This window comes from Polynucleobacter sp. AP-Ainpum-60-G11, assembly GCF_018688375.1.
Taxonomy (GTDB): domain Bacteria; phylum Pseudomonadota; class Gammaproteobacteria; order Burkholderiales; family Burkholderiaceae; genus Polynucleobacter.
On sequence record NZ_CP061318.1, the window covers coordinates 551747 to 577664 of the forward strand.

The window sequence follows — 25918 nt, forward strand, 5'->3', positions numbered from 1 at the left end:
GATGCGTGTTGCGCTGATTGGGAGTGCGGATTTTGGTAAGGCGGCATTAGAGGCTTTTTTAGATCGCGGCGATGAAGTGGTAGCTGTGTTTTGCCCGCCGGATAATCCAAAATCTAGTAAACCTGAAGTGCTGAAAGAGGCGGCGATTGCAAGAGGCTTAACTCCCTTGCAGTTTGCCTCGCTTAAAGGTCCTGAGGCGGCGCAAGCAATGATTGATGGCAAGGCCGATATCTGTGTCATGGCCTATGTGATTCAGTTTGTACCGCAAGAGCTTTGCAAGATTCCAAAGCATGGAACTATCCAGTATCACCCTTCGCTTCTACCAAAGTATCGTGGTCCAAGCGCCATTAATTGGGCGATTGCATTGGGCGAAGAGAAAACCGGCTTAACCATCTTCCGTCCATCCGATGGCTTGGATGAGGGTGAAGTGATTCTTCAAAAAGAAGTGCCTATTGCTCCTGATGACACTCTGGGTAAAGTCTACTTTGATAAATTATTTCCATTGGGCATTCAGGCTCTACTTGAGGCTGCCGATCTCGTGATTGCCAATCAACATCAAGAAGTCATTCAAGATGAATCGCAGGCAAATTACGAGGGTTGGTTTGATGCGAATGCTGCTCAAATCCATTGGGCTACTCATATTAGCCAAATCTACAACGTGATTCGTGCATGCAATCCTGCTCCTGGAGCTTGGACTAAGTTTGGCGAGCAAAAAGTGCAGATTTACGATTGCCATAAGCATGTAGCGGCTACCTTTGGATCCGTTAAAGGTAAGCCTGGTGAAGTGACTCAAATTACTTTGGATTCATTCTTTGTCGCCTGTCATGGCGGACAGATTGAAGTCCTCAAAGCAAAGGGTGCCGCTGGAAAAGTAACTGGTGCTGAATTGGCTAAAGAGTTGAACTTAGAAGTGGGTCAGTTCTTTACCTTGTAAATTAGAGCGTATCAAGTACCTAGAAATTAAACCTCTAGGTTATCAATTAAGCGTGTTTTACCAAGCTTGGCAGCCGTGAGAATGACTAATGGCTCGCCAGCTTGCAGACTTTCATTGGAGGCTGGCGCTAAATCACTTTGCTGGCGAATGGCAATGTAATCCGGTTGCCAGCCACGTCCAGTGAGAAGTTCTACTGCTAGTTTTTCAATCTCGATCAATGAATGTGTATTGCGCTCGCTTAAATCTAGTACTCGTGCGCGGACTTCCTTCAAAGCCTTTTGCAGTTCAGGCGCTTCTGCGCGTTCTTCAATGGAGAGGTAGCCATTGCGAGAGGAGAGGGCAAGGCCATCTTCAGCACGAATAGTTTCACCAGGAATGATTTCAACGGGCAATGCAAACTGCTTAGCCATCTGACGAATGATCATCAGCTGTTGATAATCTTTTTTCCCAAATACGGCGACTTTAGGCTGCACGCAAGAGAGAAGCTTCAGTACGACAGTGCAAACACCCTTAAAGAAGCCAGGGCGGAACTCCCCTTCAAGAATATCTCCAAGCTGTTGTGGAGGGTCTACTCGGTACTCTTGGGGCTGCGGGTAGAGGTCTCGTTCAGTTGGTGCAAATAGGATGTACACACCTTCTTTTTCAAGCTTATCAATGTCTGCCTGCATGGTGCGCGGATAGCTATCAAAATCTTCATTGGGGCCAAACTGAAGGCGGTTAACAAAGATGCTGGCTACTACTGGATCACCGTGCTGCCTGGCAAGGCGCATGAGAGATAAATGACCTTCATGGAGGTTGCCCATGGTAGGAACAAAGGAAGCGCGATTCTGTCCACGCAAGTGGTCACGCAACTCTTGTATGTCGCTAATAATTTTCATGCAACAGGGGTGTAGGCGAGACGCACATAAATTGGTGCATATGGTTCAGCCTGGGTAATTTCTACTAATGCTTCACGAGAGAGCTCTAACATCGCGATGAAGTTCACGATCACTATCGGAATACCTTTGCCAGATTTAATGGCTTCCTCGAATAACTCACCGAACTCTACGAATTTAGTGCTTTGCAAGCGACGCAAAATCCGTGTCATGAAGTCACGTACGGAAAGTTCCTCGCGAGTAATGGTGTGGTGCTGATTGAGTTTTGCACGATGCAAGACGTCACGCCAAGCCATTTGTAAATCATCTTGGTTGACCTCGGGCCAAGTGACAGCAACAGTAGTGTCAACATAACCGTGAGCGATTTGGAAGTCACGCCCATGCTGCGGAATTTGATCCAGTTCTTGTGCGGCTAGTTTCATACGCTCGTACTCTAAGAGGCGGCGAACCAGTTCAGCGCGTGGATCTTCTACCTCTTCATCGCTATCAGCCTTCTTCATTGGCAATAGCATGCGAGACTTAATTTCGATCAACATGGCGGCCATCAATAAGTACTCAGCGGCGAGTTCTAGGTTGTGATGACGAATTTGATCGATGTAGCTCAGGTACTGTTGGGTCACCTGTGCCATCGGAATATCAAGTACGTTGAAATTCTGTTTACGAATGAGGTAAAGCAGGAGATCAAGAGGGCCTTCAAACGCCTCTAGAAAAACTTCTAGAGCATCAGGCGGAATATAGAGATCTGTTGGGAGTTTAAATAATGGCTCACCATAGAGCTTGGCGAATGCTGAAGACATCCCATCGGTAACCGACGGGGTGCTATCGAGCAACTCGGTTTGAATGCTTGGCTCAGATCCCAGCGAATTACCAGAGTTAGTCATTCGAGTAAACGTAAGCGCGTTGCTTTAATTTTGCTGCTTTAGCGCGACGTTGATCTTCCGTAGTCAAAGGCTCTTTGTCCCAAAGGAGTGCACGACCAGCTTGCTGGCCTGCTTCGAGGTGTGGCTTCTCGGACTTGAGCTCATTTAAGAACTGGGTGAATTCGGATGTATATCTAGCCATCATATTTCCTAAAATTCTTAATTAATTCAATAACTTAAAAAAATTACTGCGCAGTAAGAAACTGCCTAGCCCATCATTATTAACGATTTTTCCTAAAAACCTGCCGACTTTTTGGCCAATTCCTAGAAATTAGCCTATTTGGACTCGTTTTTAGAGGTTTGCCGCTAATAAAGCCTCGATTTGAGGCGCTTCAACCCGGGTCATAAGGTGTTTATAGGCTTTGATCGGATTTTGGCTGGAGAGCGGTGTTTTAACGTCATTCCAGGACATGGCTGGCACTGAGAGAAAGTCCTCAACTCCGGCTGTAACTTGAGGAAGTACTGGCTTGAGATAGAGGCTCAACAAACGGAATGCCTCCAAGGTGACGCTACAGACTCTCTGTAAGTCAGCTTCACGCTCAGGATCTTTGGCAATTTCCCAAGGTTTGTTTTCATCAACAAAGGCATTGACCCTGTCCGCTAACTCCATGATGGTGCGCAATGCTTTTGCGTATTCACGAGCCTCATAAAGTTCAGCAATCTTTTCGCTTGCTGCTGCAATATCAATGAGCAGTGGATTATTCATGGCCGCATCGGAAACAATGCCACCAAAACGTTTCACCAAGAAACCGGCGCTACGACTGGCGATGTTGATGTACTTGCCCAATAGGTCACTGTTAACGCGTGCAACAAAGTCTTGGAGATTTAAATCTAAATCTTCCATGCTGTCATTGAGTTTGGTTGCAAAGTAATAGCGGAACCATTCTGGATTAAATCCGGATTCAATCACGCTATGCGCAGAAATTAAAGTACCACGTGACTTACTCATCTTCTCACCATCAACGGTGAGGAAGCCGTGAGCAAATACATTAGTTGGTGTACGGTAGCCCGCAAAGTGCAGAGTTGCTGGCCAAAAGAGTGTGTGGAAATACAGAATGTCTTTGCCAATGAAGTGGTACTGCTCGGTAGTGGTATCGGGTCTGACCCATTCCTCAAAGTTCAGACCTTTGCTCTGGCAGTAGTTGAGGAAGCTGGCGTAATAGCCAATTGGCGCATCAAGCCATACATAGAAATATTTTCCTGGTGCATCGGGGATTTCAAAGCCAAAGTAGGGCGCATCACGAGAGATGTCCCAATCTCCAAGCTTGCTATCTCCTGGCTCTCCAACCCATTCCTTCATCTTGTTACGTGCTTCAGGTTGTAACGGGGTTTTGACTTGAGTCCACTCGCGCAAGAAAGTTTCACAACGAGGATCGGATAATTTGAAGAAGTAATGATCAGAAACTTTTTTAATGGGTGTTGCACCGCTTACTACAGAGAACGGGTTCTTCAAATCAGTCGGTGAATAAGTTGCCCCACATTTTTCGCAAGAGTCGCCGTACTGATCTTTGGCGCCACACTTAGGGCACTCACCTTTAATAAAGCGATCTGGCAAGAACATCTCTTTAACAGGGTCGTATGCTTGCTCAATCGAGCGCATTTCAATTAAGCCTGCATCGCGCAACTTGAGATAGATGCTTTGAGAAAGTGCTTCATTCTCAGGGCTGTCTGTGGTGTAGTAGTTGTCAAACGAGATTAAGAAATCATCGAAGTCGCGTTTGTGCTCTTTCCAAACATTGGCGATGAGCTCTTTAGGAGTCAGACCCTCTTTTTCAGCGCGCAACATAATCGGTGTGCCGTGAGTATCGTCAGCGCCGACATAATGCACCTCGTGACCACGCATTCTTTGGAAGCGCACCCAAATATCCGTTTGGATGTATTCCACCAAATGTCCAATATGAATTTGGCCATTGGCGTAAGGCAAGGCGGAGGTAACTAGCAGGCGACGTTTGGGGCTACTCATGCGAACTTAATTAGAAATAATTTCAACAAATGGGAATACAAGATTATGGGGCTTAGGGCCTCACTTCAGCACCAATTTTAGTCTGCGGTTAAAGTAAATACCGATTTGAACCTTTTTAAGAGGCGTTTTATGGCTTTGCCCCACCACATTCAGATGACTCACGCTTCCGTGCCTTTGGTGCACGAAGTGCAGGTCATGGATGAGGCAGGGCGTATCAAGACCACCCATATCCCCGGGGAACGTCCTTTAACCATTTATCTGGATAAGCGGGAAGTTGTCACCCTGATGACCTTGGGAAGCGCCCCCGAAGCCTTAGTACTAGGCTATTTGCGTAATCAGCGTCTGGTTGAGTCGCCAGATGATATTGCCAGTATTCAGGTGGATTGGGAGACGGATTCTGCAGCGGTCAAGACCCATCGCAGCACGGTGGATATCGATGCTCTCACCAGTAAGCGTGTAGTAACTACGGGTTGTGGGCAGGGCACGATGTTTGGTGGCTTGATAGAGGAGATGGCGGAGATTAGATTGCCAGATGGCCCTCAATTAACCCAAGAGGCAATAGTCGCCCTCATCGACAGTATTCGAGTTCATGACACCATCTATAAGAAATCCGGCTCGGTGCATGCTTGCGCTGTATTTGAGCGAGAAGGTAACAACAGCGTCCGCCTACTGCACTTTATTGAGGACGTTGGACGCCATAATGCTGTTGACTCTATCTCCGGTCTCATGTGGCTCGCTGACAAGCCAGGCAAAGATCTGATCTTTTTCACTACCGGACGCCTCACTTCAGAGATGGTCATTAAAGGCGCTCAGATGGGCATTCCTTTTTTGATGACCCGTTCTGGCATGACCTTAATGGGTCTCGAGCTAGCCCGCAAAACCAACCTTACCCTTCTGTCCCGCTGTTCTGGGAAGCATTTTGAGATTTTCAATGCCCCCGAGAGGGTGATTTTTACCTCCCCGCCTGCTGCCTCGTAAATTCGTGGTCATATGGCCTGCGATGGTTTTACAATTCGGCCATGACTATTAAATCTGACCACTGGATCCGCCGCATGGGCGAGCAAGGCATGATCAGCCCATTTGAACCTGGGCAGGTCCGCCAAGACGCCGCCGGACAAAAAATTGTGAGCTATGGCACTTCAAGCTATGGCTATGACATTCGTTGCGCTGACGAGTTCAAGATTTTTACGAATATCAATAGCACCATCGTTGATCCTAAGAATTTCGATGAGCAATCCTTTGTAGATTTCAAGGGCCCAGTCTGCATCATTCCCCCAAACTCATTTGCTTTAGCCAGAACGGTTGAGTACTTCAAAATCCCACGCAGTGTGCTAACTGTTTGCGTTGGTAAGAGTACTTATGCGCGTTGCGGAATTATTGTGAACGTCACTCCATTTGAGCCGGAGTGGGAGGGCTACGTCACACTCGAGTTTTCTAATACAACTCCATTGCCAGCAAAAATTTATGCCGGTGAGGGATGTGCTCAAGTTCTGTTCTTTGAAAGCGATGAAGTGTGTGGCACATCGTACAAAGATCGTGGCGGTAAGTATCAAGGCCAAGTCGGCGTAACTCTGCCGAAGACTTAATCTATTTAATCGCCGTATTGGCGAATTTAAAGGGTACTCATGAAATTTCGTTTTCCAATCATCATTATTGATGAGGACTTTCGCTCTGAAAATATTTCAGGTTCGGGTATTCGTGACTTAGCGGAGGCTATTGAAAACGAGGGCATGGAGGTTATCGGCTTAACCAGCTATGGTGACCTCACATCCTTTGCACAACAAGCCTCCCGTGCCTCTAGTTTTATTGTGTCAATTGACGATGAAGAGTTTGTGTCTGACTCTGAAGACCATGACTTGCCTGCATTAAATAACTTACGCGCATTTATTACAGAAGTGCGTAAGCGCAATGAAGATATTCCAATTTTCTTGTATGGCGAGACCCGTACTTCACGCCATATGCCGAACGATATCTTGCGTGAACTGCATGGCTTTATTCATATGAATGAAGATACGCCTGAGTTTGTGGCGCGTCACATTATTCGTGAAGCCAAGGTTTACCTAGATTCATTGGCCCCACCATTCTTCCGTGCGCTGACTAATTACGCCTCTGAAGGTTCGTACTCTTGGCATTGCCCAGGTCACTCTGGCGGTGTAGCTTTCTTAAAGAGCCCAGTTGGCCGTATGTTCCACCAGTTCTTTGGTGAGAATATGCTCCGTGCTGACGTCTGCAATGCAGTGGAAGAGTTAGGTCAGTTGTTAGATCACACTGGACCAGTATTGCAAAGTGAGCGCAATGCTGCGCGCATCTTTAATGCCGACCATTTGTTCTTTGTAACCAATGGCACGTCGACCTCAAACAAGATTGTTTGGCACTCAACCGTAGCCCCTGGCGACGTAGTGCTGGTAGACCGTAATTGTCATAAATCGGTGATTCATTCGATCACGATGATGGGCGCGATCCCGATCTTCTTGATGCCAACACGTAATCACCTTGGCATTATTGGGCCGATTCCAAAAGAAGAGTTTGAGTGGAAAAACATCAAGAAGAAAATTGATGCCAACCCATTTATTAAAGACAAGAGTGTGGTGCCTCGCGTTATGACGCTCACACAAAGTACGTATGACGGCATTATTTATAACGTTGAAATGATCAAAGAGATGCTTGATGGCAAAGTGGACTCATTACATTTTGATGAAGCTTGGTTGCCACATGCTGCATTCCATCCGTTCTACAAAGACATGCACGCCATCGGCTCTGACCGAAAGCGCACCAAGAAGAGTTTGATGTTTGCGACGCAGTCAACTCACAAGTTATTAGCTGGCCTCTCACAAGCTTCTCAAGTATTGGTACAGGATGCCGAAGAGCATAAACTCGATCGCGACTGCTTCAATGAAGCTTATTTGATGCATACCTCTACTAGCCCACAGTACGCGATCATCGCTTCTTGTGATGTGTCTGCTGCCATGATGGAATCCCCTGGTGGCACAACGCTGGTTGAGGAATCAATTGCTGAAGCGATGGACTTCCGCCGCGCAATGCGAGAAGTGGATGATAAGTTTGGTTCGGACTGGTGGTTTAAGGTTTGGGGTCCAGATCATCTAACTGAAGAGGGTATCGGTGAGCGCTCAGATTGGATCCTAGAGCCGAATGCGAGCTGGCATGACTTCGGCAAGGTTGCCAAAGACTTCAACATGCTTGATCCAATCAAGGCGACTGTTGTCACCCCTGGTTTAGACATCGAGGGCAACTTTGGATCTATGGGCATCCCTGCAAGTATTGTTACTAAGTACTTGGCCGAGCATGGTGTGATCGTAGAGAAATGCGGTTTGTATTCCTTCTTCATCATGTTCACCATTGGTATTACTAAAGGTCGTTGGAATACTTTGGTAACTGAGTTGCAGCAATTCAAAGATCACTTTGATAAGAATGCTCCACTTTGGAAAGTATTGCCAGAGTTTGTTGCTAAACATCCTCGCTATGAACGCGTTGGCCTAAAAGATATCTGTCAGCAGATCCATGAGTTTTATAAGAGTCGTAACGTTGCCCGCATGACTACGGAGATGTACACATCAGATATGGTGCCGGCGATGATGCCATCAGAAGCTTGGGCGAAGATGGCGCACAAAAAAGTGGATCGCGTTCCTTTGGATCAACTCGAAGATCGCATTACTGCAATGCTAGTAACCCCGTATCCTCCAGGTATTCCATTGTTGATCCCGGGTGAGCGCTTCAATAAACGCATCATTGACTATCTCTACTTTGCTCGAGACTTCAATGAGCGGTTCCCAGGCTTCGAGACCGATATTCATGGTCTTGTTAAAGGGGATATCGATGGACGCAGCGAGTACTACGTTGATTGCGTAAGACAAGAGCCGGATATTACTTTGTAATTCCTGTATGCATATCTACTGAATAAAAACCACCTACGGGTGGTTTTTATTTGCCTGGTTTATCTAGCTGAAAGACTACCGGTGCATCTTCATCCACCTTGCTTGGCGATGAGTCTGGTTTTGTTTCTTCACTGCCAGTGAAATTAAAGTCCTGGCTCTGCACTAAGGCTGCAGGCTTATCTAAGAAGGTGGTGACTAGCGCAGGGAAGGCTGCAACCACGACAACCATGATCAGTTGTAGTGCTACCCAAGGTAAGGCACCCCAATAAATATCGCTACTCTTTACTTCTTTCGGTGCAACGCCGCGTAGATAGAACAGCGCAAATCCAAATGGTGGATGCATAAATGAGGTTTGCATGTTCACGCAGAGCATAACTCCGAACCATACTAGTGCAGCGCTGGCTGCAGCTTGAGGATTGCCATTCATAGAGGCAAGCAGCACTGGTGCCAGCAGCTTGACTGCAACTGGCGCCAGCATGGGTACAACAATGAAAGCAATTTCAAAGAAGTCCAAGAAGAATGCCAAGAAGAAAACAAATAAATTCACAACTACCAAGAATCCAACCCAACCGCCTGGCAGATTAGAAAACAACTCTTCTACCCAGTGACCACCGTCAACACCCTGGAAGACGACTGAGAAGCAGGTTGAGCCAATCAAAATGAATACCACCATCGCAGTAATGCGCATGGTGTTTTGATAAGCCTCTTGTATTAATCCTCTCAGGTTGGGAATGCTTGTCCTGCGTATCCAGGCTAAAAGCAATGCACCCATCGCTCCCATGGCACCAGATTCGGTTGGAGTTGCAATGCCCGTCATGATGGTTCCTAAAACCAAGAAAATCAGCACTGCTGAAGGAATAATCCCCATAAGGCATTTTTTCCAGAGTGACCAGCCTGTGAGGGTGAGTTCGTTCTCGGGGGCGGCGGGTAAATAGTCGGGCCTAAAGCGAGAGAGGAAAAAGGTGTAGAGGGCAAAAAGACCAATTTGTAGTAGGGATGGACCCCAGGCACCTAGATACATGCTGCCCACATCAGCGCTACCACTCTGAGTTTTTAGCTGGTCAGCCAGTACGATGAGCACCAAAGAGGGTGGCACCAGTTGTGTAATGGTCCCAGAAGCCGCTAAAACGCCTGTAGCGTAGCGCATGTTGTAGCCGTAACGCATCATCACGGGTAGAGAGATCATCGCCATAGCGATCACCTGGGCGGCCACAGTGCCGGTAATTGCCCCCAGAATAAATCCCACAATAATCACCGAGTAACCAAGACCACCCCGAATGCGTCCAAAGAGTTGGCCCATAGAGTCCAGCATCTCTTCTGCAAGGCCGCAGCGCTCCAAGATGGCACCCATAAAAGTGAAGAAGGGAATGGCTAACAGCAGGTCATTTGCGAGGACGCTACCAAAGATGCGCTGAGGAATGGCTTGCAAAAACGGCATACCAAAGAAATTCTCAGCGATCGCAATGCCGGCAAAAAATAATCCCGCAGCCATCAAAGAGAATGCCACCGGAAAGCCGATTAACATAAACACAATGAGTCCACCAAACATCAGTGGAGGCATCCATTCAAGTGGAATCATTGCATGGGTTTTTCATAATGGAGATCGGCGGCAGGTAATGTCACTTCACCATTGAGGGCGCCAACACGTTTAATGATTTCCGATAAGCCTTGCAGGCTCAGCATAAAGAAACCAAAAGGCACAACAAACTTAATGGGATAGCGTGACAAGCCGCCAGCATTGAGCGAATGCTCTGAGACGAGCCATGAGGGATAAAACAAGGTAGTCCAAGACAGCCAGGTAAATAATATGCAGGCTGGCATTAAAAAGACAATTAAACCAAAAAGATCTATGTAAAGACGCCCGCGATCTGAAAGCTGTGAGTAAATTAAATCAACCCGCACATGTTCGTTGCGTTTGAGGGTGTATGCGGCACCTAGCATCACAGCTGCAGCAAATAGGTACCACTGCAATTCCAGTGGCCAGTTATTGCTCATGTCTAAGCTATAGCGGAGTACGGCGTTGGCAGCAGACACTACACAAGACAGCAAGATCATGACGCTAGCAATCTTGCCCAGGAATTGATTTAGGCGGTCAATTCCTGTTGAGAGCGTTCCCCAAAAGCCCATGCAGTTTAGAGATCTGCACGACCCCGTTTAATTGCAGCAAGCACTTGCGCTGGAGCGGTACCACCAGCGTGTTGACGTGAGTTCACGGATCCATCAACGGTTAACAGGGCAAATACATCATCACCCATCAGTTCGGGGCGATTATCTAAGCCGCAAGCAAAACGTAATTCAGGAAGTGTTAAATCGGTGAGCATACAGTTACGACCAACACACGCCTTCACAGCATGAGCTACTGCTTCATGAGCATCACGGAAGGCCAGACCTTTTTTGACTAAGTAATCGGCTAGGTCAGTCGCGGTTGCGAAGCCTTCTTCAGCAGCAGCCTTCATTACATCGGCTTTCACCTGAATATGTGGAACCATATCAGCGAAGATGCGCAAGGTATCCTGCACGGTATCAACCGCATCAAACAAAGGCTCTTTGTCTTCTTGGTTATCTTTGTTGTATGCCAACGGCTGGCTCTTCATCAAAGTTAACAAAGAAATCAAGTCGCCATACACACGACCAGTTTTTCCACGAGCCAATTCAGGAACATCTGGATTCTTTTTCTGCGGCATGATCGAGCTGCCAGTACAGAAGCGGTCTGGCAAATCAATAAAGCCAAAGCGCGGACTCAGCCACAGCACTAACTCTTCAGATAAGCGTGATACATGCATCATCAAGATGGATGCAAAGGCGCAGAATTCAATCGCAAAGTCGCGATCAGATACGGCATCCAGTGAGTTATTGCAGATCCCATCAAAACCTAGAGTCTTGGCAACTTGCTCGCGATCGATCGGATAAGTCGTTCCGGCTAAAGCAGCTGCACCGAGTGGCAAGCGATTGAAGCGGGCGCGTAAATCAGTCAAGCGGCTGGCATCACGACTAAACATTTCGTAATAGGCCATCAAGTGATGACCGAAAGTAATGGGTTGCGCAACTTGCAAGTGAGTATGTCCAGGCATGATCGTAGCAGAGTGAGTCTCAGCTAGATCAAGCAAGGCAATACGTAAAGTTTTGAGAGTGCTTGCGATTTCATCAACGCTGCCACGTAACCAAAGGCGTAAATCTGTTGCAACCTGGTCATTGCGTGAGCGGCCAGTGTGAAGACGCTTGCCGGCATCGCCAACCAATTCAGTCAGACGAGCTTCAATATTCAGATGCACATCTTCCAGTGCGAGTTGCCAGTTAAATTCACCTGCCTCGATTTCACCTTTGATCTGAGCCATACCCTTTTGAATATCCGCCAAATCTTGAGCGCTAATAATCTTTTGGGTGGCCAGCATTTCAGCATGAGCCAAAGACCCGGCGATGTCGACCAAGGCAAAACGTTGATCAAAGCCAATAGAGGCGGTATAACGCTGAACTAGTTCGTCAACGGGTTCGTTAAAACGGGCCGACCAAGCTTGGGCTTTGTTGGCAAGGGAATTTTTTGATGAGCTCATAAACGCAGTATATTGGTGTAGGTCTTTGATTATTTTAAATGTTATGTCCCAAACCCCCATTTCTAGCTCTACATCCCCTATCTCTGCCACTCCTCAGCGCCTGGTAATCGCCTCCCGTGAGAGCCGTCTTGCGATGTGGCAGGCTGAACATGTCCGGGATTGCCTCAAAAAGCTCTATCCAGCGTGCGACGTACAGATTCTGGGAATGACTACCCGGGGTGACCAAATATTGGATAAAGCCCTTTCTAAAGTCGGTGGCAAAGGCTTATTCGTGAAAGAGCTCGAAACAGCCCTGGAGGATGGTCGGGCTGATTTGGCCGTGCACTCCCTGAAGGATGTGCCTATGGTCATGCCCGAGGGTTTTGATTTGTCCTGCGTAATGCCGCGGGAAGATGCCCATGATGCATTTGTCTCTAATGATTACGCCAGCCTAGAAGATTTACCAAAAGGCGCTGTAGTGGGCACCTCTAGCTTGCGCCGCGAGTCGGTCCTGAGATCCAAATTCCCACATTTAGTGATTCAACCTTTGCGTGGAAATTTAGATACCCGTATGGGCAAGCTCGATCGCGGTGAATATCAAGCCATTATTTTGGCTGCGGCCGGTCTCAAACGATTAGGTCTAGAAAGTCGTATTCGAGCGCTACTACCGATTGATCCATACACGCCAGCTGCTGGGCAGGGCGCGCTTGGCATCGAAACTTTGAGTAATCATCCCAATATTAAAGCGTGGCTTGCGCCACTCAATGATTTGCCAACTCTTTATGCGGTCACTGCTGAGCGCATGGTATCTCGCCAATTAGGCGGTTCTTGTGAAGTGCCTTTAGCGGCTTATGCCACATGGGATCAAGATCACATGAACATCCGCTCTTTTGTTGCTAGCGTTGATGGCACTGCAAGTTGCTTGGCTAGCGCTCAAGGTGCGGTAAAGAGTTTGGAAGATGCAGAGGCTCTGGGTCTCTCAGTTGCACGCGATCTGATTGCTCAAGGCGCTGAGCATTTATTGCCCAACGGTTTGCCGAAATAATCATTAGTAAAGTGATTGGCTAATGAGCAATAAGACCATTGTCATTACCCGTCCAAGCGGACAGGCGCGCCAATTGTCAGAAGCCCTTCAGGCAAGCTTGCTCAAGAGTGGCTTTACTCCAGATGTCACTCCTCAGATTATTTCCTTACCTCTGCTAACGATTGCTCCCAAGGGCGATGATGTTTTGCGGGGGCAGATTGCTACAGCACTCAAAACTGCAGACTTAGCCATTTTTGTGAGTCCAAATGCGATTGAATGCACGATGCGTTTACTCGAGCAATCGTGGCAGGGTTTCTCTGACAAGCCCATGCCTATTGGGGTTATGGGCGGCAGTAGTATGGCAGCTCTCAAAAATCATGGAATCGGTGTTGAGAGCCATCCCACGAAAATCATTCTTCCCCAGAACAATGCGCAATGGGATTCAGAAGGCTTGTGGGCAGAATTGCAAAAGCTGAATTGGGATTGGTCTTCTAAGACAGTCATCATCTTTAAAGGCGAGGGTGGGCGCGACTGGCTAGCTGACACCTTAAAAAACGTTGGCGCACAAGTTGAGACTTTTTCAGTTTATGCGCGCGTTCCATTAGATCTCAATAGCCCCGCCTGGGACGATATTCATGAGATGGATTTTGCTAAATCACTTTGGCTTCTCACATCGTCTGAAGCAGTGCGCTATTTAGGTCAAGCAAAATTACCACTTGATATCGCAACAGCCATTTGTCCGCATCACAATATTGCAGATGCCGCTGAGCAGATAGGTTTTGGTGAGGTATTTACTTGCGAACCAGGTGATGAAGCTTTAATTGCAGCATCACAAGCTTGGTTGTCTATTTAATTACTAGGGTAGTCCAGTAGCGCCGGCAGAAATACTTCGCTTACCAAGAGTGGTCGACCTTTGAGTTGATACAAAGTCCGTCTTGCCCAACTAACCGAAGGCAACTCTGGATATTGCCTGAAACATTTTTTCCATAAGGCGCTTTGCTTATCTAGGCGAGCAATTTCTCGGGGAGGCTTCTTCTTAGAGTGCATGCGTGTTTTAGCAAACAACACTGCCCCTAATGGTTTCTTGCCTAAACGTAAGACCCCATGATTACTTCCGCTTGAGCTACTGCTGGGAATAATGCTGTGAGCCATGACGAGGGGGACACCGTTAGTACATAGGAGCACTTCTCGGATACGACAACGTTTAATCTCGAAATGAAAATAGCGACTCTCGTCGCTATTAAGGTTTTGTCGGCAATCTCGTAAGACTATTACTTCTAGTTTTTGTCCAATTGCACGTTCAATTTTTTGGGTTAAAGAACCGGTATCGCTGAGCCAAGATTGCCACTTACGTGGCGCTTGATGCAATTCACCGGAATCGACTCGATTCCATGCAGAACGGAGACGACGACGGTGAATCATTTTTAGCTACCGCTAAAGTTTCTACGTTGACCGCCAGATTTTGGTTTAGCAAAACGTGGACCAGCGGACGGGCGTGAATCTCCAGAACGTGCTGGACGTGAGTCTGCAGAACGTGGAGGGCGTGAATCAGCAAAACGATTGGCACCGGCAGGGCGTGAGTCGCCAGATGGACGGGAATCACCAGAGCGAGATTCGAAATGATTGCCTGAGCGATTACCACCGCCTCCGCCACCAGAACGAGACTCTGAACGAGCGCCAGATCCATAACGACCACCACCGCCACCAGAGCGATTACCACCACCAAAGCCACCACCAGAGCGACCGCCACCTGGACGACCACCGCCACCACCAAAGCTAGGCTTGGCTTGTGGCTCAAGGCCAGCGATTACAGAGGCAACGATGTCTTGCTGTGTAAAGCGCTCGATGTTGCGAATCTTGGCGCGATCACGATGTTCAACCAAAGTGATAGCAACACCATTGCGACCAGCACGACCAGTACGACCAATGCGGTGCGTGTAGTCCTCTGGTTTCATTGGCAAGCCAAAGTTAATCACGTGACTGATACGTGGCACATCAATACCGCGTGCCGCTACGTCAGTCGCAACCAAGATCTTGGTGTGACCCTTACGCAAAGACTCAAGGCGACGCATACGAACAGCTTGAGGCATGGCACCGTGTAAGGCACTCGCTTCGTAGCCATTAGCACGTAATGTGTCAGCGATCTTTTCGCTTTCAATTTGAGTGCTTGCAAACACTACTGCTTGATCCAAAGAGGCGTCAGCCAAAATGTGCTCAAGCAATTTATGTTTGTGTGACATGCTGTCAGCCCAGTGGAGCTTCTGCTCAATGTTTGCATGCTTTTCGCCAGCATGAGCAAGCTCAATACGTTTAGCGTTAGTCGTCAACTCATTAGCCAAAGACATAATCTTTGGTGCAAAAGTTGCAGAGAACATCAAAGTTTGGGTGCGAGCAGCGCAACGCTTATCAATCGCCTCGAGGTCATCAGCAAATCCCATGTCGAGCATACGATCGGCTTCGTCAATAACGAGTTGTTTGACATCATCTAAGCGAATTGCTTTGCTATCGGTCAAGTCGAGTAAACGACCAGGAGTTGCGACAACTAACAATGCACCTTTCAGCGCTTGGATTTGCTTGCCATAAGGCATGCCACCCATGACGGTTGCAATACGGATACCTTTCATGCCACGAACTAAGTTCACTGCATCTGCGGCAACCTGTTGAGCTAATTCACGAGTAGGGCAGAGCACTAACACTTTAGGTTGTGCGCGGCCTGGTACAGGTGAGCCGTTAGGGTTGTCTTCGATGAGTTGATTAATCAAAGGCAATAAGAAGGCTGCGGTTTTACCGCTACCGGTTTGGCTGCTGACCAATAAGTCACCGCCAGCAAGAGCTGCAGGAATAACCTGAGCTTGCACTTCAGTGGCTTGGGTGTAACCCAGCTCAGCAACGTTTTTAAGGAGTGGCGCCGCGAGGGCGAAATTCTGGAAATCATTTCCAGAGGGATTAGTTTCTTTAGAAAAAGTCATGCAATTACACATCCCCTTTAAGGGATGTCTCCGTGTATACACTCTTAGTTTTTTTGAGTGTGATGGTCAAAGGCATCGACCATCAGACAGGCGGCAGCGCGATTATGAACTTCTGTGTTTATGACTTCTAAACGATGCGCTGAAATATAGCTGGGGGGCGATGAATCAAATTGCTTTAAAAAGCCTCCTATTATGGCATTTCCAGAGGCTTATTACAAGGGTTTTCCCGAATTAATTACAAGTAATGGCATCAACGTAGCCAGCGCAATAGGCGCTGAACATTTTTGCCATAGGGTGGTCTGGCTAATTTAGTGCCTCTTAAAGGGCTCAAGCCAAACAAGCTGCCAACTTGTAAAACAGATTTGCGATGGCTAAAGGCATCAAAGCCTGCTTTGCCATGATAGGCACCCATGCCGCTTGGGCCAATACCGCCAAACGGTAAATCTTCTACTGCTGCATGCAATAGGGTGTCATTGATCGTCATACCACCGGAGCGGGTCTCATTCAGAATGCGCTGCATCACTTTTTTATCTTTACCAAACCAATACAGGGCTAATGGCTTAGGGCGTTCATTGATGTAGCGAATCACTGAATCAATATCACTGATTGCTAGGATCGGCAGAATGGGTCCAAACACTTCTTCTTTCATGATGAGTGCATCTTCAGGAGTATTTAGGAGTGCTACTGGCGTGAATGACGGCGCCGTATTTTTAGATGGGGTAATCAAAGGGATTGCTTGCGCGCCACGGTCTACTGCATCTTGAACTAATTGATGCCATCTTGCCAACTGATGCTCATCAATGGCCCCCGTCAATTCCTCTGGGTTGGAAAATTGCTCTTGGGCTGCATTACGTAGCTCTTGAACAAATGTATTGCAATCACTCGCGTGCACTACTGCGTAATCAGGGGCAATACAGGTTTGCCCGCCATTTACCAACTTACCGTAAATAATGCTTGCAGCAGCATCTTTCAGTTTGGCTGAAGAGTCGACAATTGCTGGGGATTTGCCGCCCAACTCTAGGGTGATTGGTGTCAGGTGCTCTGCAGCTGCCCGCATCACCTTTTTTCCGATGCCCGCTGAACCAGTAAAGAAAAGATGATCAAACGGAAGTGCTGCAAAAGATTCGGCTACTTCGGTACCGCCTGTAGTGACACAAAACTCGCTAGGGTGGAAATATTCTTGAATTAATGTTGCTAAAAATCCAGAGGTACGCGAACTTCTCTCTGATGGCTTGAGCCAAACACGATTGCCGGCAGCAAAAGCGGCGATAGCTGGAACTAGCGCTAGTTGGACTGGATAATTCCAAGGGCTCATGATTCCTATGACGCCCATCGATTGCATTTGGGTCCACGCATGAGAAGAGCCCAGGAATCCTGGTGTTGGGACTAGCTCAGGCTTCATCCATTCTTTAAGGTGCTTGCGAGCATGTTTGCAGGCCTGATAAACCATTTGGAACTCGAGCAACCGACTCTCAACGACATGCCGATTGCCGAAATCAGCAGTCAATACTTTGCAGATTTTTTCTTCATTGGCGCTAATCATGCGTTCGATGCGTCCAATTCGCTCAAGGCGAACCTCTAGCGTAGGGTTGGGTTCTGCGGCATAAGCAGCCTTGATTTCATCTAATTGGAGTGTGAAGCGATTTATCGACATGGTTATTTGTGAGTGGCAAGCAAACGATTGAATAAGGTATTAGGATAAAGGCATGATCGAAACTATCCTTAAAAACTATCCAAGTCTTGAGCGCGCCACTTTAGGAGGCGGGTGTTTCTGGTGTCTGGAGGCTGTTTACCAGCAAATCACAGGTGTGAGTGCAGTGGTTTCAGGGTATGCCGGAGGGGCAATGGCCAATCCTGACTATGAATCTGTTTGCTCGGGTCAAACGGGCCATGCAGAAATCGTTGATGTCTATTTTGATCCAGCCGTAGTGTCCTACCGAGATTTATTAGAAATCTTTTTTGTTATTCATGATCCAACTACCTTGAACTACCAGGGCAATGACCACGGTACGCAATATCGTTCAGTCATCTTTACTCATAGCGATAGTCAAAATGTCACGGCACATGAAGTAGTTAAAGAATTGGAGGATGCAAAGATCTATTCCAATCCAGTGGTGACTCAAATTGATGTTGCACCTGTTATTTATCCAGCCGAGGATTATCACCAGAATTACTTTCGTCAGCACCCAGGTCAGGGCTACTGTATGGCAGTCGTTGCGCCTAAATTAGCGAAATTCAGATCGAAGTTTCAATCGCTCATTTCGCCAGAGTTTCGTTAAGGAAGTCCGATTAAGCCTACCTGAGCTTACTAAGGGGCTAAGCGAGCAATACGCCATTGAGCTCCATCGAGCTGATAGTGAATGCGGTCATGCAAGCGCGAAGGGCGACCTTGCCAAAATTCAATCTCAGTAGGGTGTAGACGATAGCCTCCCCAATGATCAGGTCTTGGAGGTTTATCTCCAAAGTCAGCTGCGAAGCGCTTTTTAGCTTCCTCGAGAAATTCACGATTTGGAATCTCGGCACTTTGTGGCGAAGCCCAGGCCCCAATACGGGAAGCTGCTGGGCGGGAGTGAAAGTATTCATCACTCTCTGTGGGACTGACACGCTCAACCAACCCCTTGATGCGCACTTGACGTTCTAGCTCGTGCCAATGAAATAACAGGGCAGCCTGAGGGCGAACGGCTAAGTCTTTGCCTTTTTGGCTTTCATAATTGGTAAAGAAGGTAAAGCCTGCTTCATCAGCGCCTTTTAGTAAGACAATACGGGCTGATGGATTTCCCGCTGCATCTCCTGTTGCCAAAGTCATGGAATTGGGTTCAGGGCATTCCGCTTTGACGGCTTGATCAAACCAAAGCTGAAATAAGCTCAGTGGATTGGGTGGAACCTCAGTCTCTGAAAGCTGGCCAAAGGTATAGTTTTTGCGGAGTTGAGCGATAGAGTCCATTTTTTCAGTATAAAGAGAAGCTATGACAGAAGACAAGTTGGAAGACAGCGCTGGAGATCGTCGGTTTGGAGGTGTAGCTCGGCTATACGGACCAGAGTTGCGTGAGCGTTTCCGTCAAGCCACTGTCGTCGTAGCTGGATTGGGCGGAGTAGGTTCTTGGGCCGCCGAAGCTTTGGCTCGCACTGCCATCGGACATCTTGTTCTTATTGATTTTGACCACATTGCCGAAAGTAATACCAATCGTCAGCTGCACGCCTTGGAAGGTGAGTACGGCAAGGCAAAAGTACAAGCCATGACTGATCGCATTCGACTCATTAATCCCGAGATCACACTCACTACCCACGATGCTTTTTTGGAGCCAGAAAATCTGGATGTATTCATTCCTCAAGGTGCGATTGTTTTGGATGCTACTGATTCAGTGCAAACCAAAATTGCTTTAGCGGTTTGGGCTAATAAAAATCAGCGCGCTCTTGTGATGTGTGGTGCGGCTGGTGGAAAGTCAGATCCGACTTCCGTGAGATGTGATGATCTATCTCGAACAGAGCAAGATGCTTTACTGGCGAAGGTACGCCAAGGACTCAGGCAGGATCACGGCTTCTCAAGAAACCTCAAGAGAAAAATTGGTATTCGCGCGATCTACTCTCATGAGCCTCGCGCCGGAGTTGCTAGTGGTGGGCTGGCTTGTTCTGGCTATGGCTCAACCGTGATGGTGACTGCGGCCTGCGGTTTGGCTGCTGCTGCTGAAGTCTTAAATCTCATCGCCACTCAGTAGATTTTCTTAAATCCATCAATAAATCCTTAAGGGGAATCCCTGTAGGAAATTACGGATTCTGATGTCATCCCAAATTCATTCATTGCGCCTTGAGTCCATGCTTGGCTAGCTTCCCCATTTTTGACGCATCACATTTATTTGTTTAAGCACTTTGTGCATTTTCATCCCCTAGTGTAGAGGCGCAGTCCTCCCTAGACTTTGCCTCGTTGGTGATTTACCAACGACAAATCGAAAGGAGGTCTCTTTTGCAGACTGAACAAACTGGTTTACAGCGCCACCTCAAGGTGCGGCATATTCGCCTGATGGCTTTGGGGTCTACTATCGGTGTTGGATTATTTCTCGGGTCGGCAAGCGCGATTCAAATCGCGGGACCCTCCATCTTGTTGGGATATTTGCTGGCTGGTATCGTCGCTTTCATCGTGCTTCGCACCTTGGGCGAGATGGCGGTGCATGAACCCGTCGCAGGTTCATTTGCGGCTTATGCCAATACCTACGTCGGACCGCTTGCGGGATACATGGTGGGTTGGGGCTATTGGACTTACTGGATCGTCGTTGGAATAGCTGAAGTCACTGCCGTGGGTATTTATATGGGAATTTGGTTCCCTGAAACGCCACAGTGGATCTGGGCTTTGTCTTCCATTCTCATGATGGGACTGATCAACCTCATTGCCGTCAAAGTATTTGGTGAGTTTGAGTTTTGGTTTGCTCTCATTAAGGTGGTCGCAATTGTTGCCATGATTGCCTTAGGTGGTTCAGTCATTTTCTTTGGCTTTACCAATGACTGGAATCCGATTGGTTTAAGCAACCTATGGCAGCACGGTGGCTTCTTTCCCAACGGTATTAGTGGCATGTTGCTTTCCTTGCAGATGGTCTTATTTGCATACGTTGGTATTGAGATGATTGGTTTATCTGCTGGCGAGGCAGAGAACCCACGCAAAACTATTCCGATGGCAATTGATTCCTTGGCATGGCGCATCTTGATTTTTTACATGGGCGCGATCCTCGTCATCTTGGCGATCTTTCCTTGGAATGAAGTTGGCCAGCAAGGCAGTCCATTTGTCGTGATGTTTGAGCGAATTGGTTTGCGTGAAGCCGCTGGAATTATTAACTTTGTAGTCATTACTGCAGCCTTGTCATCCTGTAATGCCGGCATCTTCAGCGGTGGGCGACTCTTATATGCACTCTCAGTCAATGGCTATGCGCCGTCACCATTTGCCAAATTATCCAAATACGGTGTTCCACATCGTGCGGTGATGGCAACAGTCGCAGTTTGTATGACTGGCGTGGTACTGAACTACTTCGTTCCGGACAAGGCATTCCAATACATCATGGCCGCAGTGACCTTTGTCGGCTTGATGGTGTGGATCGCTATTGTGATTACTCAAATTCAGTTTCGTCGCTCGCTTACTAAAACCCAGGTTGCCGAGTTGGCATATCGAACACCTTGGTGGCCCTATTCCTCATGGTTTGCATTGGCATTCATTGCTCTGGTAGTGGTGTTGATGGGCTTTCATGAGGATTCACGGGTTGCCTTGGTCTTAGGCCCGTGCTTATTGGGCGTATATCTCGCCATGTTTTACATCGTTGGCTTGCATCGCAAAACAAAACTAAGTAGTGAATTCAAATAAGGAGATAGAAATGATTGTTGGCGTACCTCAAGAAGTCAAGAATAATGAATTTCGTGTTGGCTTAACCCCAGGCAATGTAAGGGGTTTATGTAAGCAGGGTCACTCCGTTTTAGTGCAGCGTGGGGCTGGTGAGCAGATTGGTCTGAGTGATGAGTCTTATCGTTTGGCAGGAGCTACTTTAATTAACAGCGCTGCTGAAGTTTTTGCAAAAGCAGAAATGGTGGTGAAGGTAAAAGAACCTCAGCCACAAGAGTGCGCAATGTTGCGTGAGGATCAGATCCTCTTTACCTATTTACATCTGGCTCCAGATCCTCAGCAGACCAAGGCGCTGCTTGCTTCAGGCGCAAGTTGCATCGCCTACGAGACGGTAACTTCGTGCAATGGCGCTCTTCCTCTTTTGGCGCCAATGAGTGAGGTCGCTGGCAGGATGTCGATTCAGGCGGCTGCCGCACATTTAGAAAAAACCAACGGAGGTTTAGGCATCTTGATGGCGGGTGTGCCGGGCGTAGCGCCTGCAAAGGTGGTCATATTGGGCGCAGGCGTAGTGGGGCGTAACGCTTTACAAATGGCCGTTGGTTTGGGTGCAGATGTTTGTATCTTCGATCGCAATATTGATTGCTTAAGACAGATTGACATACTTTATGGCAATCGCGTGAGAACCTTCTATGCCGATCCTCTCTTGGTAGAGTTGGAGGTGTGTGAGGCCGATGTGGTGATAGGTGCTGTGCTCTTACCAGGTGCGGCAGCGCCAAAGTTAGTCACTCGGGAGATGGTGCGCAAAATGAAGTCGGGGGCAGTAGTGGTAGATGTGGCGATAGATCAAGGTGGCTGCTTTGAGACTTCGAAACCTACTACGCACACTGATCCTACTTTTATCGTGGATGGTGTACTGCACTACTGCGTTGCTAACATGCCTGGTGCGGTTGCCAGAACCTCAACCTTTGCTTTGACTAATGCAACTTATCCATTTATTGAGGCATTGGCAAATCGAGGAATGATAAAAGCGCTCTCGCATGATCATCATTTGCGTAATGGCTTAAGCGTGCATCGAGGCAATCTGACTTCTGAGCCAGTTGCTAAGGCTCAGAAAGTGGATTTTGTGTCCGCAGAGGAGTTGTTGGCAGCCTAGTAATTTCCATGAAGTGGCGAAGATGAATGTCTTGGGGGCTTAGGTTCCCAAGCTTTCCTCTATCATTCCAGGAATGGACTTATCTGCATTAGCACTTTCTACCGGCGTAGTCGCTTTGGCCGAGATGGGTGACAAAACCCAATTACTCTCCCTGATGTTGGCTGCCCGTTATCCAAAACAGGCTTTAGCCATTATTGCTGGCATCTTGATCGCGACCATTGCCAATCATGCTTGCGCAGCTTTACTGGGGCACTGGCTCACCATATTTATAAGTCCAGATTTACTCAAGTGGATTTTAGGTTTAAGTTTTCTAGGAATCGGACTTTGGCTCTTAGTGCCTGATCACATTGACGATGCCGCAGGATCCAAGGTGGCCGATAAAGCCTTTCAGGTGTTTATCCTGACCGTTGGACTCTTTTTCTTGGCTGAGATGGGGGATAAGACCCAAATCGCTACGATTGCCCTGGGCGCTAAATATTCGGATGTCTTCTCGGTAACGGTTGGCACCACATTGGGGATGATGTTAGCTAATGCCCCAGCCGTTTGGATTGGACAGAAGTTCACTAAACGTATGCCGATTAAGTGGGTCCATGCGGTAGCTGCTGTGACCTTCATCGCCATTGGTGTCGCTACCCTCGTCTGGGCTTAGGCCAAAATTTTCCTGGGGGCTTAAAATTGCCCTATGAAAACTGATCTGCCACAGAGCTTTCGTAGGCTCGAATACCGCGCTCCCAATTACACCTTTTCACAGGTTGAGTTAGACATCGCTTTAGATCCTGCTAGGACGATTGTGAAGAGTCGTCTGGATGTTCTGCCTGGTGCTGGGCATGAGGCTGGTGCACCTTTGGTATTGCAGGGCCATGAACTCGAGTTTGTAAGCTTGCGCATCAATGGCGAGGCCCATCGCCAGTTTGAGCTCACCCCTGAAACACTGACGATCCATGCGTTACCGCATGAGGGTAAACAGGCTTTCGTGGTTGAGATCATCTGCGTTTGTGTGCCTGAGAAAAATACCTCCCTCATGGGTCTATATGTTTCTAATGGAAATTTCTTTACCCAGTGTGAAGCTGAGGGTTTCAGAAAGATTACCTACTTCCTTGATAGACCGGATGTCATGGCGCGTTATCGCGTTACTCTCCGTGCTCGTGAGGCGCAGTACCCGGTGTTGCTATCCAATGGCAACCTCATCAGCAATGAGAAGTTATCGAATGGCTGGCATAGCGCTGTTTGGGAAGATCCATTTCCAAAGCCTTCGTATTTATTTGCTTTAGTTGCCGGTAAGTTGGAATGTATTGAAGAAACTATCACCACCAGTAGCGGTGCTAAAAAGTTGCTCCAGATTTGGGTTGAGCCGCATGACTTAAAAAAGACCCGTCATGCCATGGATTCCTTGATTGCCTCAATTCATTGGGATGAAAAACGCTACGGCCTTGAGCTTGATCTTGAGCGTTTCATGATTGTGGCGGTAGGTGATTTCAATATGGGCGCAATGGAAAATAAGGGCCTCAATGTTTTCAATACCAAATATGTCCTTGCTCAAGCAGAAACGGCAACGGATGCTGACTTCGCCAATATTGAAAGCGTAGTAGCCCATGAGTACTTTCATAATTGGACTGGTAACCGAGTTACTTGCCGTGATTGGTTTCAGCTTTCTCTCAAAGAGGGTTTAACTGTATTCCGTGATCAAGAGTTCTCCGCCGATCAAATGGGTAGTGAGTCTGGCAGGGCAGTGAAGCGTATTGAAGATGTCCGTTTATTGCGTCAACTACAGTTCCCTGAGGATGCGGGTCCAATGGCGCACCCAATTCGTCCAGACGAGTATCAAGAGATCAATAACTTCTATACCGTGACCGTCTATGAGAAGGGTGCTGAAGTCGTTCGTATGTACCAAACGCTCTTAGGTATAGATGGTTTCCGCAAAGGCATGGATCTCTACTTTAAGCGCCATGATGGTCAGGCGGTTACTTGCGATGATTTCTTGGCTGCTATGGCAGATGCCAATGGTCGAGATCTTACCCAATTTAAAAACTGGTACAGCCAGGCAGGCACACCTAAGGTCAAGGTAGAAGAATTTTACGACGCAGATAAAAAACAATATCAAATTACCTTAACGCAATGCCCTTCAGTAAATACGGCGCACAAAGATAGCAAGCCTTTTCACATTCCATTGAAGATGCGTCTACTAACACCTGCAGATGATCAGGTGGAGACTTTATTGGAGTTAACTCGAGACCAGCAAACTTGGACCTTTGATCAAGTGACAAGTCACCCGGTGCTGTCGATCAATCGTAATTTCTCAGCCCCGATCAATTTAGATTTTGATCAAAGCGAGGCCGATCTACTGACGATGTTCTCGAGTGATGACGATGCTTTCAATCGCTGGGAAGCCGGTCAGACAATTGCAATGCAAATGATTCTGGGCAATCGTTTACCTGATCAGGCGCTAATTGAGGCTTATCGCACTCTCTTGACTGATTCAGAGTTAGATCCTGCATTCAAAGAGTTGGTGCTAACCCTTCCTGCAGAGACGTATTTATATGAACAGTGCACCAGCGTTGACCCTCAGCAGATTTATGCTGCCCGTCGCGCCTTCCGCCACGCTATTGCCAGTGAGCTGCGTATCGAGTGGGCCGCCCTCTATCAACAGATGCAAACGCCAGGACCTTTTAGTCCTGATGCAACAAGCGCTGGTAAACGCGCTTTAAAGAATTTGGCATTAAGCATGCTGCTCGAAGCGGACCCCTTGATCTGGGCGCCCATGGCGGTTAATCAGTATCAGAATGCTGACAATATGACCGATCGTTATGCAGCATTAGCGGGGTTGGTGATTCATGGAAGCAAATCTGCAGCAGCTTGTCTGGAAGATTTTTATACTCGATTTGCGGATGATGCTTTAGTAATTGATAAGTGGTTTGCATTGCAATCAAGCAGGCCTCCAGTAGCGAATGCTGAATCCACCTTGAGTGAAGTCAAACGTTTGCGTGAACACGAAGCTTTTAAGATGAATAACCCCAACCGGGTTCGTAGTGTGATTCATGCTTTCTGTATGAATAATCCCGCCAGCTTTCATCAAGTGGATGGCAGTGGTTATGCTTTTTGGGCTGAGTCTGTTTTAGCCTTAGACCCCATCAACCCACAAGTTGCTGCTCGTTTAGCTCGGGGATTAGATCGCTGGCGTCAGTTTGCCCCGATTTATCAGGAGCAGATGCTGTCAGCCCTAAGGCAGGTTGCTGCGTGCGAAACCCTTTCTGCAGATGTCAAAGAGGTGGTTTCTAAGGCTTTAGGTAATTAGGTTCACTGGAACAAGGCAAAATAGAGCCAATACAGAAATAAACCC

The 25918-nt window shown here is 47.7% G+C and carries 23 protein-coding genes; 12 read left to right on the plus strand and 11 right to left on the minus strand.

Going from position 1 to position 25918, the window contains the following annotated elements; genetic code table 11:
* Position 1 precedes the first annotated feature (1 nt).
* On the plus strand, positions 2-934 hold the full coding sequence (locus FD971_RS02910) for a methionyl-tRNA formyltransferase (protein WP_215334620.1): 933 nt from the start codon (positions 2-4) through the stop codon (positions 932-934).
* Between the two features lie 26 nt (positions 935-960).
* On the opposite strand, the gene panC is transcribed toward FD971_RS02910, so the two are convergent.
* The 4 genes from panC to metG all read right to left on the minus strand — a co-directional run bounded on the left by panC (position 961) and on the right by metG (position 4692).
* Positions 961-1812: a pantoate--beta-alanine ligase gene (gene panC, locus FD971_RS02915; protein WP_215334621.1), complete on the minus strand. Its 852-nt coding sequence runs from the start codon at positions 1810-1812 to the stop codon at positions 961-963.
* Complete coding sequence (locus tag FD971_RS02920) at positions 1809-2606, minus strand: ScpA family protein (RefSeq protein WP_251368698.1); 798 nt, start codon at positions 2604-2606, stop codon at positions 1809-1811. The genes panC and FD971_RS02920 overlap by 4 nt, the downstream gene beginning before the upstream one ends.
* A gap of 76 nt (positions 2607-2682) precedes the next feature.
* Complete coding sequence (locus tag FD971_RS02925) at positions 2683-2874, minus strand: DUF3460 family protein (protein ID WP_371743052.1); 192 nt, start codon at positions 2872-2874, stop codon at positions 2683-2685.
* Between the two features lie 147 nt (positions 2875-3021).
* Entirely contained in the window at positions 3022-4692 is a 1671-nt protein-coding gene (gene metG / locus FD971_RS02930; protein WP_215334623.1) for a methionine--tRNA ligase, read from the minus strand.
* Between the two features lie 135 nt (positions 4693-4827).
* Here metG and FD971_RS02935 point away from each other — a divergent pair, with 135 nt between their 5' ends.
* From FD971_RS02935 to FD971_RS02945, 3 genes are read left to right on the plus strand one after another with little or no spacing between them, the layout of a single operon-like run.
* Entirely contained in the window at positions 4828-5670 is an 843-nt protein-coding gene (locus tag FD971_RS02935) for a formate dehydrogenase accessory sulfurtransferase FdhD (RefSeq protein ID WP_215335133.1), read from the plus strand.
* A 41-nt stretch (positions 5671-5711) separates the two neighbouring features.
* Entirely contained in the window at positions 5712-6278 is a 567-nt protein-coding gene (gene dcd, locus FD971_RS02940; protein ID WP_041484826.1) for a dCTP deaminase, read from the plus strand.
* Positions 6279-6317: 39 nt separating this feature from the next.
* The gene (locus FD971_RS02945) at positions 6318-8585 is read left to right on the plus strand and encodes an arginine/lysine/ornithine decarboxylase (protein ID WP_215334624.1); all 2268 of its coding nucleotides are present in this window, start codon (positions 6318-6320) and stop codon (positions 8583-8585) included.
* A gap of 46 nt (positions 8586-8631) precedes the next feature.
* Here FD971_RS02945 and FD971_RS02950 read toward each other — a convergent pair whose 3' ends face one another.
* The 3 genes from FD971_RS02950 to argH are packed head-to-tail and all read right to left on the minus strand — an operon-like array spanning position 8632 to position 12136.
* Complete coding sequence (locus tag FD971_RS02950; protein WP_215334625.1) at positions 8632-10164, minus strand: TRAP transporter large permease subunit; 1533 nt, start codon at positions 10162-10164, stop codon at positions 8632-8634.
* Entirely contained in the window at positions 10161-10712 is a 552-nt protein-coding gene (locus tag FD971_RS02955) for a TRAP transporter small permease subunit (protein ID WP_215334626.1), read from the minus strand. The genes FD971_RS02950 and FD971_RS02955 overlap by 4 nt, the downstream gene beginning before the upstream one ends.
* A 5-nt stretch (positions 10713-10717) precedes the next feature.
* Positions 10718-12136 carry an argininosuccinate lyase gene (gene argH / locus FD971_RS02960; RefSeq protein WP_215334627.1) on the minus strand — a complete coding sequence of 473 codons (1419 nt, stop codon included), beginning with the start codon at positions 12134-12136 and terminating at the stop codon, positions 10718-10720.
* Between the two features lie 43 nt (positions 12137-12179).
* Here argH and hemC point away from each other — a divergent pair, with 43 nt between their 5' ends.
* Together hemC and FD971_RS02970 are read left to right on the plus strand one after the other, a co-directional pair.
* Entirely contained in the window at positions 12180-13160 is a 981-nt protein-coding gene (gene hemC / locus FD971_RS02965) for a hydroxymethylbilane synthase (RefSeq protein WP_215334628.1), read from the plus strand.
* 22 nt (positions 13161-13182) lie between these two features.
* Complete coding sequence (locus FD971_RS02970) at positions 13183-13992, plus strand: uroporphyrinogen-III synthase (protein WP_215334629.1); 810 nt, start codon at positions 13183-13185, stop codon at positions 13990-13992.
* Here FD971_RS02970 and FD971_RS02975 read toward each other — a convergent pair.
* The 3 genes from FD971_RS02975 to FD971_RS02985 all read right to left on the minus strand — a co-directional run bounded on the left by FD971_RS02975 (position 13989) and on the right by FD971_RS02985 (position 17762).
* The gene (locus FD971_RS02975) at positions 13989-14561 is read right to left on the minus strand and encodes a chorismate lyase (RefSeq protein ID WP_215334630.1); all 573 of its coding nucleotides are present in this window, start codon (positions 14559-14561) and stop codon (positions 13989-13991) included. The two genes, FD971_RS02970 and FD971_RS02975, sit on opposite strands and share 4 nt — an antisense overlap.
* 2 nt (positions 14562-14563) lie before the next feature.
* Positions 14564-16108, minus strand: a complete 1545-nt coding sequence (locus tag FD971_RS02980; protein WP_215334631.1) for a DEAD/DEAH box helicase — start codon at positions 16106-16108, stop codon at positions 14564-14566.
* Between the two features lie 250 nt (positions 16109-16358).
* Entirely contained in the window at positions 16359-17762 is a 1404-nt protein-coding gene (locus FD971_RS02985; protein ID WP_251368667.1) for a coniferyl aldehyde dehydrogenase, read from the minus strand.
* 52 nt (positions 17763-17814) lie between these two features.
* Between FD971_RS02985 and msrA the strand changes: the two genes are divergently transcribed.
* Entirely contained in the window at positions 17815-18387 is a 573-nt protein-coding gene (gene msrA, locus FD971_RS02990) for a peptide-methionine (S)-S-oxide reductase MsrA (protein WP_215334632.1), read from the plus strand.
* 29 nt (positions 18388-18416) lie between these two features.
* Here msrA and pdxH read toward each other — a convergent pair whose 3' ends face one another.
* Entirely contained in the window at positions 18417-19052 is a 636-nt protein-coding gene (gene pdxH, locus FD971_RS02995; RefSeq protein ID WP_215334633.1) for a pyridoxamine 5'-phosphate oxidase, read from the minus strand.
* Positions 19053-19074: 22 nt separating this feature from the next.
* On the opposite strand from pdxH, the gene FD971_RS03000 reads away from it, so the two are divergent.
* The 5 genes from FD971_RS03000 to pepN all read left to right on the plus strand — a co-directional run bounded on the left by FD971_RS03000 (position 19075) and on the right by pepN (position 25873).
* Complete coding sequence (locus tag FD971_RS03000; protein ID WP_215334634.1) at positions 19075-19824, plus strand: ThiF family adenylyltransferase; 750 nt, start codon at positions 19075-19077, stop codon at positions 19822-19824.
* Between the two features lie 302 nt (positions 19825-20126).
* Entirely contained in the window at positions 20127-21452 is a 1326-nt protein-coding gene (locus tag FD971_RS03005) for an amino acid permease (protein WP_305848904.1), read from the plus strand.
* Between the two features lie 10 nt (positions 21453-21462).
* Positions 21463-22581, plus strand: a complete 1119-nt coding sequence (gene ald / locus FD971_RS03010) for an alanine dehydrogenase (protein WP_215334636.1) — start codon at positions 21463-21465, stop codon at positions 22579-22581.
* Positions 22582-22654: 73 nt separating this feature from the next.
* The gene (locus tag FD971_RS03015; RefSeq protein ID WP_215334637.1) at positions 22655-23230 is read left to right on the plus strand and encodes a TMEM165/GDT1 family protein; all 576 of its coding nucleotides are present in this window, start codon (positions 22655-22657) and stop codon (positions 23228-23230) included.
* 33 nt (positions 23231-23263) lie between these two features.
* Positions 23264-25873: an aminopeptidase N gene (gene pepN / locus FD971_RS03020; RefSeq protein ID WP_215334638.1), complete on the plus strand. Its 2610-nt coding sequence runs from the start codon at positions 23264-23266 to the stop codon at positions 25871-25873.
* The last annotated feature ends 45 nt before the right edge of the window (positions 25874-25918 follow it).

Coding starts and splice junctions, on each gene's coding strand:
- FD971_RS02950 (WP_215334625.1), bottom strand. CDS start 10,164: ATGATTCCACTTGAATGGATGCCTCCACTGATGTTTGGTGGACTCATT.
- FD971_RS02955 (WP_215334626.1), bottom strand. CDS start 10,712: ATGGGCTTTTGGGGAACGCTCTCAACAGGAATTGACCGCCTAAATCAA.
- FD971_RS02910 (WP_215334620.1), top strand. CDS start 2: ATGCGTGTTGCGCTGATTGGGAGTGCGGATTTTGGTAAGGCGGCATTA.
- FD971_RS02985 (WP_251368667.1), bottom strand. CDS start 17,762: ATGTCGATAAATCGCTTCACACTCCAATTAGATGAAATCAAGGCTGCT.
- FD971_RS02980 (WP_215334631.1), bottom strand. CDS start 16,108: ATGACTTTTTCTAAAGAAACTAATCCCTCTGGAAATGATTTCCAGAAT.
- dcd (WP_041484826.1), top strand. CDS start 5,712: ATGACTATTAAATCTGACCACTGGATCCGCCGCATGGGCGAGCAAGGC.
- FD971_RS02920 (WP_251368698.1), bottom strand. CDS start 2,606: ATGTCTTCAGCATTCGCCAAGCTCTATGGTGAGCCATTATTTAAACTC.
- metG (WP_215334623.1), bottom strand. CDS start 4,692: ATGAGTAGCCCCAAACGTCGCCTGCTAGTTACCTCCGCCTTGCCTTAC.
- FD971_RS02970 (WP_215334629.1), top strand. CDS start 13,183: ATGAGCAATAAGACCATTGTCATTACCCGTCCAAGCGGACAGGCGCGC.
- FD971_RS03015 (WP_215334637.1), top strand. CDS start 22,655: ATGGACTTATCTGCATTAGCACTTTCTACCGGCGTAGTCGCTTTGGCC.
- pdxH (WP_215334633.1), bottom strand. CDS start 19,052: ATGGACTCTATCGCTCAACTCCGCAAAAACTATACCTTTGGCCAGCTT.
- FD971_RS03000 (WP_215334634.1), top strand. CDS start 19,075: ATGACAGAAGACAAGTTGGAAGACAGCGCTGGAGATCGTCGGTTTGGA.
- FD971_RS02925 (WP_371743052.1), bottom strand. CDS start 2,874: ATGATGGCTAGATATACATCCGAATTCACCCAGTTCTTAAATGAGCTC.
- hemC (WP_215334628.1), top strand. CDS start 12,180: ATGTCCCAAACCCCCATTTCTAGCTCTACATCCCCTATCTCTGCCACT.
- FD971_RS03005 (WP_305848904.1), top strand. CDS start 20,127: ATGGCTTTGGGGTCTACTATCGGTGTTGGATTATTTCTCGGGTCGGCA.
- ald (WP_215334636.1), top strand. CDS start 21,463: ATGATTGTTGGCGTACCTCAAGAAGTCAAGAATAATGAATTTCGTGTT.
- FD971_RS02975 (WP_215334630.1), bottom strand. CDS start 14,561: ATGATTCACCGTCGTCGTCTCCGTTCTGCATGGAATCGAGTCGATTCC.
- FD971_RS02945 (WP_215334624.1), top strand. CDS start 6,318: ATGAAATTTCGTTTTCCAATCATCATTATTGATGAGGACTTTCGCTCT.
- panC (WP_215334621.1), bottom strand. CDS start 1,812: ATGAAAATTATTAGCGACATACAAGAGTTGCGTGACCACTTGCGTGGA.
- pepN (WP_215334638.1), top strand. CDS start 23,264: ATGAAAACTGATCTGCCACAGAGCTTTCGTAGGCTCGAATACCGCGCT.
- argH (WP_215334627.1), bottom strand. CDS start 12,136: ATGAGCTCATCAAAAAATTCCCTTGCCAACAAAGCCCAAGCTTGGTCG.
- msrA (WP_215334632.1), top strand. CDS start 17,815: ATGATCGAAACTATCCTTAAAAACTATCCAAGTCTTGAGCGCGCCACT.